General features: G+C 64.6%; 16 protein-coding genes. 7 read left to right on the top strand and 9 right to left on the bottom strand.

Going from position 1 to position 16,220, the window contains the following annotated elements:
- Positions 1-12 precede the first annotated feature (12 nt).
- Positions 13-906: an NAD(+) diphosphatase gene (gene nudC, locus D6201_RS00520; RefSeq protein ID WP_242447375.1), complete on the bottom strand. Its 894-nt coding sequence runs from the start codon at positions 904-906 to the stop codon at positions 13-15.
- Positions 903-2,243, bottom strand: a complete 1,341-nt coding sequence (locus D6201_RS00515; RefSeq protein WP_120046930.1) for a serine hydrolase domain-containing protein — start codon at positions 2,241-2,243, stop codon at positions 903-905. Before D6201_RS00515 ends, nudC begins: the two co-directional genes overlap by 4 nt.
- A 111-nt stretch (positions 2,244-2,354) precedes the next feature.
- Between D6201_RS00515 and D6201_RS00510 the strand changes: the two genes are divergently transcribed.
- Positions 2,355-2,576, top strand: a complete 222-nt coding sequence (locus D6201_RS00510) for a hypothetical protein (protein WP_120046929.1) — start codon at positions 2,355-2,357, stop codon at positions 2,574-2,576.
- Here the strand turns inward: D6201_RS00510 and D6201_RS00505 are convergent.
- Positions 2,569-3,594 (bottom strand): A/G-specific adenine glycosylase, encoded by a 1,026-nt coding sequence (locus tag D6201_RS00505; RefSeq protein ID WP_120046928.1) that lies wholly within the window; start codon positions 3,592-3,594, stop codon positions 2,569-2,571. The two genes, D6201_RS00510 and D6201_RS00505, sit on opposite strands and share 8 nt — an antisense overlap.
- A 29-nt stretch (positions 3,595-3,623) precedes the next feature.
- Here D6201_RS00505 and D6201_RS00500 point away from each other — a divergent pair, with 29 nt between their 5' ends.
- From D6201_RS00500 to D6201_RS00480, 5 genes are all read left to right on the top strand, one after another.
- A complete protein-coding gene (locus D6201_RS00500) occupies positions 3,624-4,190 on the top strand; it encodes a DUF721 domain-containing protein (RefSeq protein WP_120046927.1) in 567 nt (188 codons plus the stop codon).
- Complete coding sequence (locus D6201_RS00495; protein ID WP_120046926.1) at positions 4,191-4,889, top strand: DsbA family protein; 699 nt, start codon at positions 4,191-4,193, stop codon at positions 4,887-4,889.
- 118 nt (positions 4,890-5,007) lie between these two features.
- Positions 5,008-5,757, top strand: a complete 750-nt coding sequence (locus D6201_RS00490) for a thioredoxin domain-containing protein (protein ID WP_120046925.1) — start codon at positions 5,008-5,010, stop codon at positions 5,755-5,757.
- 22 nt (positions 5,758-5,779) lie between these two features.
- Positions 5,780-9,202 (top strand): chromosome segregation protein SMC, encoded by a 3,423-nt coding sequence (gene smc, locus D6201_RS00485; RefSeq protein WP_120046924.1) that lies wholly within the window; start codon positions 5,780-5,782, stop codon positions 9,200-9,202.
- 56 nt (positions 9,203-9,258) lie between these two features.
- The gene (locus D6201_RS00480) at positions 9,259-9,465 is read left to right on the top strand and encodes a hypothetical protein (RefSeq protein ID WP_120046923.1); all 207 of its coding nucleotides are present in this window, start codon (positions 9,259-9,261) and stop codon (positions 9,463-9,465) included.
- Positions 9,466-9,474: 9 nt separating this feature from the next.
- Here the strand turns inward: D6201_RS00480 and soxR are convergent, their stop codons facing one another.
- The 4 genes from soxR to D6201_RS00460 all read right to left on the bottom strand — a co-directional run bounded on the left by soxR (position 9,475) and on the right by D6201_RS00460 (position 12,456).
- Positions 9,475-9,915 (bottom strand): redox-sensitive transcriptional activator SoxR, encoded by a 441-nt coding sequence (soxR, locus tag D6201_RS00475; protein ID WP_120046922.1) that lies wholly within the window; start codon positions 9,913-9,915, stop codon positions 9,475-9,477.
- 37 nt (positions 9,916-9,952) lie between these two features.
- Positions 9,953-10,123: a hypothetical protein gene (locus D6201_RS12870; RefSeq protein ID WP_165853462.1), complete on the bottom strand. Its 171-nt coding sequence runs from the start codon at positions 10,121-10,123 to the stop codon at positions 9,953-9,955.
- Positions 10,124-10,240: 117 nt separating this feature from the next.
- The gene (locus D6201_RS00465) at positions 10,241-11,626 is read right to left on the bottom strand and encodes a glutamate--cysteine ligase (protein WP_120046920.1); all 1,386 of its coding nucleotides are present in this window, start codon (positions 11,624-11,626) and stop codon (positions 10,241-10,243) included.
- A gap of 74 nt (positions 11,627-11,700) precedes the next feature.
- Complete coding sequence (locus D6201_RS00460; protein WP_120046919.1) at positions 11,701-12,456, bottom strand: 16S rRNA (uracil(1498)-N(3))-methyltransferase; 756 nt, start codon at positions 12,454-12,456, stop codon at positions 11,701-11,703.
- Positions 12,457-12,495: 39 nt separating this feature from the next.
- Here D6201_RS00460 and ubiA point away from each other — a divergent pair, with 39 nt between their 5' ends.
- Positions 12,496-13,407 (top strand): 4-hydroxybenzoate octaprenyltransferase, encoded by a 912-nt coding sequence (gene ubiA / locus D6201_RS00455; protein WP_120046918.1) that lies wholly within the window; start codon positions 12,496-12,498, stop codon positions 13,405-13,407.
- On the opposite strand, the gene D6201_RS00450 is transcribed toward ubiA, so the two are convergent.
- Both D6201_RS00450 and D6201_RS00445 read right to left on the bottom strand, forming a co-directional pair.
- Complete coding sequence (locus D6201_RS00450) at positions 13,408-14,763, bottom strand: methyltransferase family protein (RefSeq protein WP_120046917.1); 1,356 nt, start codon at positions 14,761-14,763, stop codon at positions 13,408-13,410. It abuts the gene before it with no gap.
- Between the two features lie 85 nt (positions 14,764-14,848).
- Entirely contained in the window at positions 14,849-16,213 is a 1,365-nt protein-coding gene (locus tag D6201_RS00445) for an outer membrane protein assembly factor BamB family protein (protein ID WP_120046916.1), read from the bottom strand.
- Positions 16,214-16,220: the final 7 nt, after the last annotated feature.

Genomic DNA, 16,220 nt, shown 5'->3' with positions numbered 1-16,220 from the left:
TCGTGTGCGCCACTAACCTTTTATATCGAGCCACCAGGCGAGCAGCGTGTGCGCAATCGCTTCTGGAGGAGGCGCGAAAAAGCTGGTCGAGCCGCGACCCCTCGCCATGGCCTCTTCCACTTCGGATTGGCTGAACCAGCGCGCATCCTCCAGCTCCGTCTTGTCGAGAACGATATCGCGATCCAGCGCAAAAGCGTGGCAGCCGATCATGAGATTCGATGGAAAAGGCCAGGGCTGGCTGGCGATATAGGTCACGTCCTGCACACGCACGCCCGCTTCTTCCAGCGTTTCACGCGCGACGGCTTCCTCGATATTCTCGCCCGGCTCGATAAATCCGGCCAGCGCCGAATAGGCCCCTTCCGGAAAACCAGCGCCGCGGCCGAGCAACAGATGGCCGTTATGCTCCACAAGCATGATCGCGACCGGATCGGTGCGCGGAAAATGCGAAGCGCCGCAGCCCGTCGATCCATCGCAATTGCGCTGCCAGCCGCCCTTCGCGAGCGTGGTGGGTTGGCCGCAATTGGCGCAGAAGCGATGGCGCGCGTGCCAATCCACCAGGCTGCGAGCACCGGCGTAAATCGCCAGATCGCGTGCGCCCAGCCGCATAATCAGCGCGCGGGTCGGGCGTTGCTCGTAAGCGGGGCGGGTGTCGCCCTTTTCGGTCAGCGCGGCGAAGATCGGCGCACCGTCCTTCAGGCCGAGATAGACCAGATCGTCCGCCTCGCCTTCCAGAGGACGATAGACCAGCGCGTTCTCGTCCAGTTCGGGCAGCAGGCCGTCCATCGCCAGCAGCTTCGCATCGGCGCGCTTCCGCATGGCCTTCAGCCGCTGCGGATCGGCGCGCGTATGGTCATCCCGGTCCATGCCATGGCCGGTCAGCGCAGGAACGGGCGCGGCGGCGTTCACGATGGGAGCATGCGCATCGCGTCTTGGGCGACGACGATGGGAAAACGCTGCTGCACGTCGTAATTTTCGGCCGGCATATATTGCGTCATCAGCGTATGGCGCAGGCCGACGCGCATATTGACGAGGCCTGCCGTGCCCGCCGCGCCGAACCAGCCGAACAGACCGTCAGCCTCGCCCTGCCCGACTAGCCCTGCCGCCCCGAAGCCGAAACTGCGCCCGTCGCTTGTGGTGAAACGGCCATTGGCGGCCAGCGTTTCGGGAAAGAGGTCGGACGTGCCGAGCCGGACTGCCGCTTCGCTCATCACGCGCTGTCCATCGATCTCTCCATATCCGGCGAGCATTTGCAGGAAGCGGTCGTAATCGCGCGCGGTGGAGACAAGGCCCGCGCCGCCGAAAGGGAATGCCGGCTCGTCGAGGAAGACGGAGCTGCCGGGCAGGTCGATCGGCACGGGCACGCCGCCCATCAGGAAATAATTGCCCGAAAGCCTGTTCGCCTCGCCCTGCGGAACGCGGAAGAAGGTACTGTCCATGCCCAGCGGTGTGAAGAAACGCTGTTGCAGGAAAGCGGCGAAGTCCATTCCGCTGGCAACTTCGATGACGCGGCCCAGCAGATCGGTCGCCACCGAATAACTCCAGCGCGAGCCGGGCTGGCGAACCAGCGGCACTTGGGCAAGGCGGTCTGCGAAGGCCGCGAGAGAGGGTGCGGGAGTCCCGCCCAGCAGATCCTGAGCGAGCGCCATGCGGCTGGCGGAAAACGGCACCAGTCCGGCGCGCGAATAGGCGGCCTTGATCGGCCCGTTCTGGACGATCGTGTAGCCGAGGCCGGCCGTATGCGTGAGCAGGTGCCGGATGGTGATCGGGCGCGCTGCAGGCTCCAGATTGTCCGCCGTGATCGGCCCGTCATACTGTTTTTGTACCTGCATGTTGCGGAAGGCGGGAAGGATTTCGTGCAGCGGCTGGTCCAGGCCGAGCGCGCCCTCATCCACCAGCATCATCACCGCCATGCCGGTGATCGGTTTGGTCATGGAATAGATGCGAAACAGCGTGTCTGGGCCGACCGCATCCGCGCCGCCGAATGTCCGCGCGCCTTCCGACAGGAAGTCCGGGGCGCGCTGGCCAAAGCCCATCGCCGCCACCATGCCTGCGACCTTTCGCGTATCGACATAACTGTCGATGAACTGCGCAACGGAAGGCCAGCGCCCTGCGGCAGAAGCGCTCTGCGCGAAAGCAGGCGCGCCCAGTGGCAGCGTGGTTGCAGCCATCCCCGCGCCAAGAGCGATGCCGCCGCGAATTGTGGTGCGACGGGATAGGGGGGTGGAGACGAGATCGGAAAACATCGGGGGGGTGTCCTGCTGGGAATGCGGCCTGGCCGTAAGCTGTCGAACCTAGGCAGCGCCGGGTGGCACAGCAAGGTTGCGAAACGCCACTGTGTTATCTATCTATAACGCATGCTGAACGTCGTCTCTATCCTCATCGGCCTGCTTTCGCTCGTCATCGTCATACCCTCGCAGATTCCGTTTCTCGGCTGGGGCAATTGGTTCGCTCTGCCGCTGGTCGTCGTGGGCATCGTCATAGGGCAGCTCTCCAGCAGCAATTCAGGCCGCAACTTCTGCCTGATCATCGCTGCAATCGCCGCGATTCGCCTGATCCTGGGCGGCGGTTTCATCTAGCGGCGAGCACCAGCCGCGCCGCCTTGGCGAAAAGGGTCGGCAGGCCCGCATCGTCGAGCCGGTCGAGCGGCCACCATTCGCCCGTGCCCTGCGGCTTGGAATCGCCCGCATAGACAGCAACGCCGAGTTCGAGATCGGCATGGGTGAAGCCGTGGCGCACCACGCCCGCTGCTTTCCAGGCGCCTTCGACCGGCGCTTCGCCGTCGCCATCCTTGCGCGCGCTCCAGCCGTCGTCGGGCAGCGCGCGCATGCCCGCGAGCATCCCCTTGCCGGGCCGTTTGATCAGCCAAACCGCGCCATCCCGCTCTATCCAGAAGGCAGTGCCGCTGCGCTGCGGCTTCGCCTTTTTTTTCGCCTTTACCGGCAGCCGCAATGGATCCCCGCTCGCCCGCCCTTCGCATTTCGACGCCAGCGGACATAGCAGGCATTTCGCATCTCGCGCGGTGCAGATGCTCGAGCCTAGGTCCATCATCGCCTGCGCGAAATCGCCCGCGCGTTTATCCGGCGTGATCGCATCGGCTTTTTCGCGGATCGCCTTGCGCGCACCGGGCAGTGGTTGCTCAATGGCGAACAGCCGAGCGACCACTCGCTCGACATTGGCATCGACCACCACAGCGCGCTGGCCGAACGCAATCGCGGCGACAGCGGCAGCGGTATACTCGCCCAGCCCCGGCAGCTTGCGGAGCTCCGCCTCCGTTTCGGGAAAGCCACCCATTTCGGCCACCGCCCGCGCGGCTTTCACCAGATTGCGAGCACGCGAATAGTAGCCGAGGCCCGCCCATGCGGCCATCACCTCGTCCTCCGGCGCGGCGGCGAGCGCCTGCACATCGGGCCAGATTTCGGTGAACTTGGTGAAATACGGTTTCACCGCCGCAACCGTCGTCTGTTGCAGCATCACTTCGGACAGCCAGACGCGATAGGCATCCGTCGGCGAAGCACCGGGCGGCGCACGCCAAGGCAGCGCGCGGGCGTGGCTGTCATACCAGTCGAGAAGCAGGTCTGAGACGGTGGCGGACACACCGCGCCTATGGCATGAGGGCGCCTCTCATGGAACGCGACGACAAACCGAAATCGGGGAAGACCCCGCGTGCGCCTGCGAAAGACGGCGCGAAGGGCAAGGCAAAGCCTTACCGCCGCCCGCGTGGCGGCCCGGCAAAGCCCGTCGCCGAGCTGGTCCCGCAGATCGGGCGCGCAGCCTTTCGCCGGTTCGGCTTCGTTCAGTCCAGCGTCGTCACCCGCTGGCCGGAGATCGTCGGGCCGCATCATGCCAAGGTCTGCACGCCCGAAAGCATCCGTTTTCCGCCCGGCGAAAAAAGCGACGGCATCATGCAGCTCGTCGTCGCGCCCGCCCATGCGCCGCTGATCCAGCATGTGATCCCGGAAATCATGGAGCGGGTGAACCGCTTTTTCGGCTACAAGGCGGTGGCGAAGGTCAAGATCCGGCAAGGCGCGGTTAAGCCGCCTCCTGCTGGAGAAAAACGCGCCGCGCCCCCTTCTCTCAAGCCCATCCCGATGGACCTTGGCGAAGGCTTGCGCGATATCGGAGACCCGGAACTGCGCGCGGTGCTGGAATCGCTCGCCCGCAGTGTGGCGAACAAAGAGGAAGAAACCTAGATGATCCGCATGGCCCTGGCCCTGCTTGCCGCCATAGCAATGCCCGCGATCCCTGCGGCAGCGCAGAACTGGAACGCGACTTTCTCCGCGACCGATGGCGGCGGCCACCGCGTTGGCAATCCGGATGCCGATACCCAGCTTATCGTGTTCAGTAGCTACACCTGCCCGCACTGCGCCACGTTCGAGCGCGATAGCGAGGCGGAGCTGCGCTATTTCCTCGTCCATGAGGGGCGCGCCGCGCTGGAAATGCGCCACATGATTCGCAATATCGTGGACGTTGCCGCCGCGCTGGCGACCGAATGCGGGCCGGAAGACAAATTCTTCGCCAATCATCGCACCATGCTGGCCTCGCAGGAGGACTGGCTGGCGCGCGGCCGAGACGTCTCTCCGCAGCGGCAGCAGCGCTGGAATGGCGGCGATTTCGGACAGCGGATGCGCGCGATCGCAGGCGACCTCGGCTGGTACGACATCATGGAGCGGCGCGGCTATTTGCGCAGCGAGCTCGATGCGTGCCTGTCCGATCGGGCAGCGGCGGATGCCATCGTCGCGGCCTCTCAAGCGGGCGCGGCGCAGTACAATGTGCCCGGCACACCCAGCTTCGTCCTGAACGGACAGCTGATCGACGGAGTGCACAATTGGCTCGCCCTGCGTCCTTTGCTGACCAATTTGCCTGCCGAAACCGTCTTGGAAGGCGGCTAGACCCGCCTAAATGGGGACAAGCCTGTGCAAAAGCGCCATCCTGCGAGCCGCGGCGCTTTCGGCTTTCGCCCTGCAATGTCTAACCTGCCGGTTCGCAAAGTGACGGAAAGACCCTGACATGAACGCCTCACGCCGTATCGCCCTCGCCCTTATCGCCGCCCCGCTCTCGCTGGGCCTGGCCGCCTGCAATGGCGATGCCGAAGGTGGAGAGGTTGCCGAAGGCGAAGCGCTCGATCCGATCGCTGCACCGGAGGGCCAGCAATGGACCGATTTGGTACAGGCAACGGACGAAGAGGGGTATCTGCTGGGCAATCCCGACGCGCCGATCAAGCTGATCGAATACGGCTCCTTCACTTGCGGTGCCTGTGCCAGCTTCGTTCAGAACGGCGTCGACGAGTTGAAGGAAGACTACGTCAATACCGGCCTCGTATCCTTCGAGCTGCGCAATTTCGATCGCAACGGAATCGATACCACGATCAGCAGCATCGTGCGCTGTGGGCCGGACGAGATCTTCCACCCGCTGGCGGATCAGGTCTGGACCAATTTCGACACGGTGATGACGGGCGTGCAGAGCGCGCAGCTCGAAGGGGTGGAGAACCTGCCCGAAAACCAGCGCTGGGTCGCCGTGGCGAGCGAGACAGGGCTGCTCGACTTCTTCGCCTCGCGCGGGATCAGTCGCAACCAGGCCGCCACCTGCCTTGCCGATGCGGATGCCGTCCAGGGTTTGAGCGAGCGCACCAACACCACGGCGGATGAGCTCGGCGTAACGGGTACGCCGACTTTCTTTGTCAATGGCAATCGGGTGGACGGAACCACCTGGGACGTTCTCGAACCCGTGCTCCAGCGCGCCGGCGCCCGGAGCGAGTAAGAGAGCGCGGGGGCGACGAGGCATGGAGTTCCGCAAGCTCAGGCTGAGCGGCTTCAAGAGCTTCGTCGAGCCTTCCGAACTGCGCATAGAACCGGGGCTGACGGGTGTCGTCGGCCCGAATGGCTGCGGCAAGTCCAACCTGCTGGAAGCCATTCGCTGGGTGATGGGCGAGAACTCGCCCAAATCCATGCGATCGGGCGGGATGGAGGACGTCATCTTCGCGGGCACGGCCGGCCGACCGCCGCGCGATTTTGCCGAAGTGGTGCTACATGCGAAAGACGATAAGGGCGAACCGCTCGACGTCACGCGCCGGATCGAGCGCGGCGCGGGCAGCGCCTATCGCTTGAACGGCAGCGACGTGCGGGCGAAGGACATATCGCTTATCTTCGCCGATGCGGCCACCGGCGCGCATTCACCCGCTCTCGTCAGCCAGGGAAAGATCGCGCAGGTAATCGCCGCCAAGCCGACCGAGCGGCGAATGATGCTGGAAGAGGCTGCGGGAATTGCGGGCCTCCACGTCCGCCGCCGCGACGCGGAATCGAAATTGCGCAGCACGGAAAAGAACCTCGAACGGCTCGAGGATCTGATGGCCGGGCTCGACACGCAGATGGCCTCGCTCAAGCGGCAGGCTAAGCAGGCCGAACGGTACAAGAAACTGACCGACGACATCCGCATGGCGGAGGCGCGGCTGCTGTTTGCGCGCTGGCGCGATGCCGCATCTGCGGCGGAAGCAGCGCGCGCCCAAGCCAAGGAAGCGGACGAGAAGGTCGCGGGCGCGCAGCAAACCGCAAAGGCGGCGCAGGCCGCACAGCACAAGCTTGCCGCGCGGCTCGCCGAACTGCGCGACGAACTTGCCGATCGCCGCGACGATGCAAGCGCGCATGGCCACCGCATGGCCGCTCTTGCCAGCCAGCTGGAAGCGGCAGAGCAGCGGCTGAAGGATCTCGACCGGCAGAAGGAACGGCTGGAAGAGGATCGCTTCGAGGCCGACCGCATGACGCAGGATGCGGCGAAGGCGCTGAAGCAGCTGGAAGCTGCGCTCGCCGAGGGCGAGAAGGTGCTGGAGGCGGATGAAGCCGCGCGCCCCGATCTGGCAGCAAAGGTGGAGGACGCGGAGCGCGCGGGTCGCGCGGCGGAACTGGCACTGGCAAAAGCGACGGCGGATCACGCGGGCGTCGAAGCGGATTGGCGCGTGGCACAATCCGAAATAGCCCAGGCCGAGGCGCGGCTGGAACGGCTCGACGGTGAAGCCCGGCGCATCGCCGAACAGCAGGAGGCGCTGACTGGCGAAAGCGATCCCGAAAGGGAAGTGGCTGACGCGCAGGCTGCCGTTGTTTCGGCGCAGGACAAGTTGTTCAGCCTGCGGAGCGAGCTCGAAACGGAACGCGCACGGAAGGACGCGCTGACCGAGGCCCGCGATGCGGCGGCGGCGTCGCTATCGACTGCCCGAGCCGAACTGGCTGGCGTGGAGCGTGAATTTCAGGCGCTCGACCGCGATCGGCAGGCGCGCGAGCGGCAGAAGTCCAACAAGCACGGCTTGCCCGCCGCGCTCGATCGGGTCTCGGCGGAACCGGGCTTTGAGCGGGCGCTCGCTGCCGCGCTGGGCCGCGATGCCAAATCGCCACTTGGCTCGCCCGATGGGAAGGCTGAAGGACGTTTCTGGACCGGGTCTGCCACGCCCTCGCCCGTCACGGACAGTCTGGCGAAGCATTTGCGCGATTGCCCGCCGGAATTACAGGCGCGCCTCGCCCTGGTGCACGTCGTTGAGGCAGACGATGGCCGCACCCTTTCACCTGGCGAATGGCTCGTCAGCAAGGACGGTCTGTTGCGCCGCTGGGACGGTTTCGTCGCGCGCGGCGAAGGCGCTGCGGAAGCGGCGCGGCTGGAGCGTGACAACCGCCTTGCCGAGCTGGAGAAGCACCTTCCCGATCTGCGAGCCGCCTCGGAAAAAGCCGAGGCCACGCAGCGTGAGGCGCACGATGCGCTTGCCGCGCTCCAGACCGATCTGGTCGCGCGCGAGCGGGCGCTGGCCGAGGCCGCCGATGCGGAGCGGCAGGCCTTGCGGACACTCGATCAGACCGAAGCACGGCGCGATCGCCTCGCCACACGCCGTGAAGAGCAAGCAGCCGCGCTGGCCGATCAGGCCGGACAGCGCGAGGCCGCCGAAGCGGAGCTCGCCGGGGCCAGGGCGAAGCTGACCGAGCTGCCCGATCCCGAAACGGGCCGCGCCGCGCTCGATGCCGCACGCGCCAGGCATGAAGCCGCGCGCGAGAGCGTCCAGGCCGCCAATGCCGCGCTCGCCGCGCATGACCAGTCGCTCGCCGTGCTGCGCGAGCGGGTGGCGGCGCAGCGGTCGGATATCAAGGGCTGGCAGGCGCGCGCGGGCGATGCCGCCAGTCGCCTTGCCGGCATGGCCGCCCGCTTCGAGGAAATCGCCGAGGAGCGTGCCGTCATCGCGGCCAAGCCCGAAGGGCTGATGAAAGAGATCGAAGGCGGCGAGGCAGTGCGCAAGCGGCTGGGCGAAGAGCTCGCCAAGGCCGAAGAGGCCGTGCGCGCGTCCGAAAGCGAAGCACGCGAGGCCGAAGCCGCACTGTCGGATCTGAACGAGGCGCTGTCCGCCACGCGAGAGCAGCGCGCCACGCTTTCCGCGCGCGCCGAGAACGAGGAGCAGCGCCGCGAGGAAATGGCGCGGATTTCCGGCGAGCGATTCCAGGCGCCCCCCTCGATGCTCCCAGGCCGGTTCGACTTCGATGAGGACGCGGTGAAGAATTCCGGGCTCGAGAGCGAAGAGATGGACCGGCTCACCGCCAGTCGCGAGCGCATCGGGCCGGTAAATCTCGTCGCAGCGGACGAGTTGGCGCGGATCGAGCAGGAGCACGGCAGCAGCGCCGAGGAACAGGCCGAACTGGCCGAAGCGGTCAGCAGGCTGCGCGGCAGCATCGGCAATCTCAACCGCGAAGGCCGCGAACGGCTTCGCGCCGCGTTCGAGGAAGTCGACGGCCACTTTCGAGAGTTGTTCAGCCGCCTTTTCGAAGGCGGACAGGCGCATCTCGCAATGATCGATTCCGACGATCCGCTGGAAGCGGGACTTGAGATCTATGCGCAGCCGCCGGGCAAGCGCCTGCAATCGCTCAGCCTGTTATCGGGGGGCGAACAGGCGCTAACCGCAACGGCATTGATATTTGCGTTATTCCTAACCAATCCAGCTCCTATTTGCGTGCTGGACGAGGTCGACGCGCCACTCGACGATGCCAATATCGAGCGTTTCTGCGACCTTCTCGACAGCATGGTTCGCGAAACCAGGACGCGTTACCTCATCGTCACCCACAACGCCGTCACCATGAGCCGGATGCATCGCCTGTTCGGCGTGACGATGGTCGAAAAAGGCATCTCGCGTCTCGTCAGCGTGGACCTTGGCGAAGCGGAAGCTTTGGCGGCGGAATAGGGAACCGCGCTCGGGCTTCGCCCATTGCCCCCTCACACGCATGAGAGGAGACAGGCATGGCGCATTACTACGTGAAATCGGAGGCGAACGATCGAGGCGACCATGTCGTGCATTCGGAAGAATGCCAGTTCCTGCCCAATGAGGACAATCGCAAGGCACTCGGCGATTTCGCGAAATGCGAAACCGCCATGGATCATGCAAAGGAGCATTTCGACCAGGTCGAAGGCTGCCAGACCTGCTGCCCCGATTGCCATTCGGGCTAGTTCGCAAATTTAATCCAGCACCGCGCGCGGGCCTGGGCCTTTCAGGCCCAGCTTGTCGTCCTTGTTGTAGAGTTGGCATTTGGTCAGGCTGAGGCAGCCGCAGCCAATGCACTGGTCCAGCTGACTGCGCGTCCGCGTGAGCAGGTTGATGCGCGCGTCGATCTGCGCGCGCATGGCGCGACTGATCTTCTGCCAGTCGGCAACGGTCGGATTGCGGCCATGCGGCAGGTTCGCCAGATGCGCCTCGATCTCTCCCAGCCCCAGTCCAAGTTTTTGCGCGATGAGGATAAAGCTGACCCTGCGGATATCGCCCCGCAGATATCGTCGCTGGTTCCCTGCCGTGCGGATCGGATCGAGCAGCCCCTTCTCCTCGTAGAAACGCAATGCCGACACGGCGACGCCGGTCCGTTTGGCAAGATGACCGATCGTGATGAGACTCGGTGCGGCCATGCTGCGCGCTCCTGCAATTTCCGGATAAGGCTTGACCTCAACTTAGCTTGAGGTTGCATGAGTGTGCAAGTCGCGATTCGCTGCGCTGTTTCAGCAGCAGACGGATCGCTGCAGAAGCAATGCTTTGGAAGAAGGACTTGCCATCTTGAAACAGCTTAACCTCGCTGCTCGTGTCGGACGGGTGAACGGTTTCGAGGAGGCGGACCATGAATGAGATCGTGCCGCGCGAACCGCTATTTCCGCCGCCGCGCAATCCACGGGAAAGGACGCGGGAGCCGCAGGAGCGCCCGAACCCCGCTCCGCCGCAGCGAGGTGCGCTCCTCGCTTAAAAGCTCTCTTTGTAAATGCGCGAGATATCGCCGCCCCATTCGCCGTGAAACTTGTCGAGCAGCACTTGTGCAGGGACTTTGCCGCTTTCGACGATGCGGCGGAGCGGGCCGAGAAAGCCGGTTTCGTTGTCGCCCATCGAATTGAGGCGCGCTCGCGCTGCCAGCCCGGCATGGGCGATGTCGAGCACTTCGCTCGCCAGATCGCGCAGCGTGCGGCCACCCGGGATCGGCGCGCCCAGCGCTTGTTTCGGCACGGCATTGCGCAGCGCCTCGCGCTCTTCCATCGACCAGTCCTTGACCAGATCCCAGGCGGCATCGAGCGCGGCATTGTCATAAAGCAGGCCGACCCAGAATGCGGGCAGCGCGCAGATGCGATTCCACGGACCACCGTCGGCGCCGCGCATTTCGAGAAAGCTCTTCAGGCGCACTTCCGGAAAGGCGGTGGAAAGATGATCCCACCAGTCGCTTTGCGTAGGCAGCTCGCCCGGCAGCGCGGGAAGCTCCCCTCGAAGGAAATCGCGGAAACTCTGGCCGGCAGCGTCGATATATTTGCCGTCGCGGAAGACGAAATACATCGGCACGTCGAGCATGTAATCGACCCAGCGTTCGTAGCCAAAATCATCCTCGAACACGAAAGGCAGCATGCCCGTGCGATGCGGATCGGTATCGGTCCAGATATGACTGCGATAGGAAAGAAAGCCGTTGGGCTTGCCTTCGGTGAATGGCGAATTGGCGAAAAGCGCCGTCGCCAAGGGCTGCAGAGCCAGGCCCGTGCGGAACTTTTTCGCCATATCGGCCTCTGAACTGTAATCCAGATTAACCTGAATGGTACAGGTTCGCAGCATCATGTCGAGCCCGAGATTGCCGACCGTGGGCATGTGCCGCATCATGATGGCGTAGCGCTGTTTCGGCATGACCGGCAGATCGTTGCGTGTCTTGTCCGGCCACATGCCCAGGCCCAGAAAGCCGATCTTGCAGTCTTCTCCGACGCTTTTGACCTGTGTGAGGTGGCGACCGGTTTCGGCGCAGGTCTGATGGAGCGTTTCCACCGCCGCACCCGACAGTTCCAGCTGGCCAGCCGGTTCGAGGCTGATCGTTCCGTCGGCCCCCGACATGGCGATGACGTCCACTTTGCCGTCCGGTCCGGCCTCCTCGACCGGCTCCCAGCCGAAACAGCGCATGGACATCAGGATATCGCGGATGCCGCCATCCTCGCCATAGGAGGGGGCGCGGTGGTCAGTGGTCTTGTAGACGAGCTTTTCATGCTCGGTGCCGATGCGCCAATCGCTCTTGGGTTTCTCGCCCTTCTGCATCGGTTCGACCAATTGGTCGCGACTTTGGATGCGGGGTTCCTCGCCGGAGGATGTGGTGCGTGTGCTCATCGGCAATTCCTCATGGAGCAGGCGCTTAGGCGACGGCCTTGCCGCGCGTCACGCAAATTTTTCCTGGCAGCGCCCTAAGCGCGCTTCGCCCAGTCCCCTGCGACACCCATCCAGAGAGCCATCGCGGCCATGGCGGCTGTCTCTCCGCGAAGGATACGCGGGCCGAGCGTGATGGCGCGGGCCTGCGGCAAAGCGCGGATAGCGGCGCGCTCGCTATCGTCGAAGCCGCCTTCCGGGCCGATCAGTAGCGCGGCTGGCTCTCCCGCTTCGGGGAATGCTCCTGCGGCAGCCTCGCCGCCCTGCTCGTCGGCGAAGAAGAGCGTGCGGTCCTTCGGCCAGTCCCGCAGCAGCGCGTCGAGCCTGGTCACCTCGCCAAGCTTCGGCAATGCGGTGCGGGCGCATTGCTCGGCCGCTTCGGTGACGATGCTGCGCGCGCGATCGGGATTGAGCTTGTCCGCAACGCAGCGCCGGGTCAGCACGGGCTGAATGCGCGCGGCCCCCAGCTCTGTCGCTTTCTCAAGCACGAGATCGAAGCGATCTTTCTTCAGCAGTGCCGGGCAAAGCCACAAATCGGGCACCGCTTCGCGCTCCCGCAAACGCTGCTCGACTCGCAAATCGACGCGCCGCTTGCCGACCTCGGCCACCCGTGCCGTCCATTCACCGCTAATGTCGTCGCACAGAATGACCGCGTCCCCCTCACCCACGCGCATCACGCGGGCGAGGTAATTGGCCTGGTTGCCCTCCACGGCGATGGTGCGCTCCGCGGCAAGTTCGTCCTCGACGAATAGGCGCGGCGCGGAGCGAGGAGGCCAGGCTGGCGTGGCGGGCATGGCTAGGCACTAGGGGCAAGCGCCGCTAACAGGCAAGCCGTGACCGCCGAGACAATCACGCCCGACAGCCAGCATAAGTCGCTCGCCGAGCGCCTGCCGCAGCCGCTGCGCGATTATGCCTTGCTGGGTCGCTTCGATCGACCGATCGGCTGGTGGCTGCTTTTCTGGCCATGCGCATGGGGTGTGTGGCTGACCGGCGCGGGCTTTCAGTGGGCGCTGATCGGATGGCTCCTTCTGGGTGCCATCGCCATGCGCGCTGCGGGATGCGTCTATAACGATATCGTCGATGCCGATCTGGATCGAAGGGTGGCCCGCACCGCCGCCCGGCCTATCGCCAGCGGTCGAGTAAGCAAGCGGGCGGCGTGGGGCTGGTTGGTGACGCTGTGCCTGATTGGTCTCGTCGTCTTGCTTCAGCTGCGGCTGACGGCACAGCTTGTGGCACTCGGCAGTCTCGCGATGGTTACCGCCTATCCCTTCATGAAGCGGATCACGTGGTGGCCGCAGGCGTGGCTGGGGCTCGTCTTCAACTGGGGCGTGCTCGTCGGCTGGACGGCGCTGCGGGCCGACAATCTCGGGGCCATGCTGGCGCTTTATGCCGGCGCGGTGTTCTGGACCGTCGGTTACGACACCATCTACGCGCTGCAGGACCGGGAAGATGACGCGCTGGTCGGCATAAAGAGTTCGGCCTTGCGGTTGGGCGGCAGGGTCAAGGCTGGCGTTGCGATGTTCTACGCGCTGGCGATAGGCCTTTGGGCATTCGCTTTCTGGCTGTTGCGGAGCGATGTGGTGGCACTGCTGGCTCTTGCTCCCGCCGCGCTGCACCTGTTCTGGCAGGTGGCGACGCTCGATATTGCGGACCCGGACAATCCGCTTGCCCGGTTTCGCTCAAATCGCCTGGCCGGGGCGCTGGTGGCTGCCGCCTGCTTCGTCGTAGGCAATGCTGGCGGGTAGCTATTCCGCGGGCTGCACAGCGCCGCTCATGCCCTTGCGCGGATTCATCCGATCGAGCAGCCGGGCAATCCGCGATGTGATGGCGCCGTTTTCCTGCATCCAGTCCCAATATTCCCGGTATTTCTCATCCTCGAGCAACAAATGCGCTTCTTCCGTCCTTGCGCGCCAGTAATAGATACCGCTGACAAGAGCGAGGAAGGCGGTGTTGCGGATCATGTCCACCATCGATCCATTCGTGACGAGGAATGGCAGGACGGAACCCCACCAGAAAAGGTTTTTCGCCACGTAGGCTGGATGGCGTGTAAAACGATATGGTCCATTCGTCAGGACGCCGCGATAGGTGAGGTTCGAGAATCGAATGCCAAAGGCGACGGTCGCCCAGGCGTAGATTGCAGTGAGGAACACCAGCCAGCCTGCCCACAGCCATAGCAGCGCAGGATAGTCCGCCAGCCAGTAAGCCCAGTCCGCCGTGTTCACCTCATACTGAAGAATGTTGCCGAGCACGCCCCAGGCGAGCGGGGGATAGCAGACAAGCGCCGCCAGCCATCCCGCGAGGAATGGGTTGCCGCTCCTGATATGAGCATCGAGCGGGCGGAAAGTCAGAAGGTATCCGACCGTCCCGATCTGCACATCGATGACAAACAGAAGCTCGAAAAGCAGTACGCCCAGTCGGACCGGATCGCGGACAATCTCCGTTACATCGGAGTCGACCACCGCTGCGAAGCCGCTCGGGAGGATGGAGATCATGAAGGCGGAAAAGAACCCCTTGATGATCCAGGCGCGCCAGTGCTTCTTCACCAGTTCCACGTCGAAATTTTCGCGCCCGATCAGCATCGCGCCGAAATGCCAGGACTGGTCGCGCGGATCGTCCATGACCCGGTCGATCCAGATCACGTAGGGTACGGAAAGAAGCACCAACGGCACGACTGCCGCGCCCATCACCTGCATTGCGAAGAGGTAGGCACCATCCCAATACCAACGACCGAGGCAGTACAGCCCGGCTATGATGAACCACGTCGCCCAAAGCCCGGCGAGCTTGGTAATCGAGTCGTTCAGAACGTCGGCGACGGGGCGGCGGCGATCCCAGTCGATCCCGGTCGATGGGTTGCGATGCACCTTCTCGACACATACGGACCATGCCGCCATCGCACCACCGGTGAGAACCATTGCGAGCAGCGCAGAATACGGGCCGGACAGCCGCCCGAGATCGTTTTCGAACCCCAACGCTGCGCTGATTTCGGGAAAGCTACGCGCAAACAGGATGTAGCTCAGCAGCGTTGCCAGGCCGATCAAGCCGACCCAAGGCGAAACATCGCTAGCGGGTAGCCGCAAGGCAGTGTCAGAGCGAACGTCCATGGTACCGGTGGTCTAACCGCGAAGGGTTAAATGGCGGGTAACGCCTCTCGCCACTGTGCCGCCACGGGACGGTGGCACCCGATCCTTAACGGAAGGCGTGGATCCGTCCGCGATCGTCGAGGATGTAAAGCATGTTGTTGGCGACCACGGGCGGCAGGGTCACGCCGTCTTCCAGCTGCGTCAAATCCGCCACGGTGCCGTTCATCACATCGACCGATTTCACGTAACCCTGCGAACTGGCTATCCACAGGCGATTGCTGGCCAGGACCGGGCCGGTCCAGAAGATCGGGCCTTCCTTGTCCTTCACATCGCGCCACTGGTCGAGCTGGGTCATCCAGCGGATGCGCCCGGAGTTGCGCTGGATCGCAAGGATGCGCGCATCGTCGGTAAGGGTGAAGACCCATTCGCCGGCGATAGTGGGCGTGGAAATGCCCGCCAAAGTGAGCTCCCAGATGCGCTGGCCGGTCAGCAATTCATACGCAGCCATGCGGCCGCCCTGCCCCAGCGCATAAACGCGGCCCTGATCGATGATCGGATCGGCGTCGACGTCGGTCAGCGTGCCGACCTGCGTGGAGATGGAGGTACGCGCCAAAGCGTCGGACCACAGCTCGCGCCCGTTCTCATACCGATAGGCGACGAGCTCGCCGCTGGAAAAGCCTGCCAGAACGGTGCCTTGCCCAGCCGCGGGAGCGGCGACGCCGAACACGCCCTGCTGGCCGATGGCAGCGGCTTTCTGCCAGTTCACGTCGCCGTCTTCGGCCGCGAGCGCGAAGATCTGGTTGTCCTGCGTCATCACGAAGACGTTATTGAACGCCACTGTCGGCGCGCCGCGCAGCGGGCCGCCCGGCTTTACGCGCCAGATCTGGTTGCCGGTCGCCGCGTCGAGCGCCACGACATCGCCGACACCATTGGTGGCATAGATGCGTCCGTCGGAATAACTCGCACCGCCACCAAAGGTCGCATCTTCGAGATCGCCGGAAACTTCGATGCGGTGACGCCAGCGCGGTGTGCCGGTCGCTGCGTCGAAGGCGTGAACCACGGCCGACGTATCGACAGCAAATACCATACCCTGCGCAACGACTGGCGCTGCTGCCAGCCGGCGCGTATTGGTCGTGCCGGCGATCGCGGCGGTCCAGACGCGCGTCGGCGTTGCAGACAGCGTCACGTGGCCCGACACCTTGGACGCCGTTCCCCCGGCCTGCGCCCAGGTTTCGTTCGTCTCCGCCGGCGGCACGACCACGGCCGTGCCAGCGAGCGCGGAATCGGCGACTACTTCCGTTGCGATGCGGGACAGGATCGGCTGGCGATTGCCCAGCGTCGGCGTTTCGTCTTCCTTGTCGTCACCGCCCCCGATGCCCAGCGTTTCGCACGCGGAAAGCGAGAGCGCGACGCCGAGCGCAAGGGCGGCACGAGCGATGGATATGGCGGAGCGGGATACGGTCTTGGTCATACGGTAG

The sequence above is a fragment of the Aurantiacibacter aquimixticola genome, assembly GCF_003605475.1.
GTDB lineage: Bacteria > Pseudomonadota > Alphaproteobacteria > Sphingomonadales > Sphingomonadaceae > Alteraurantiacibacter > Alteraurantiacibacter aquimixticola_B.
Note: the sequence above shows the minus strand (reverse complement) of the source record. Positions and strands in the feature narration are given on the sequence as shown.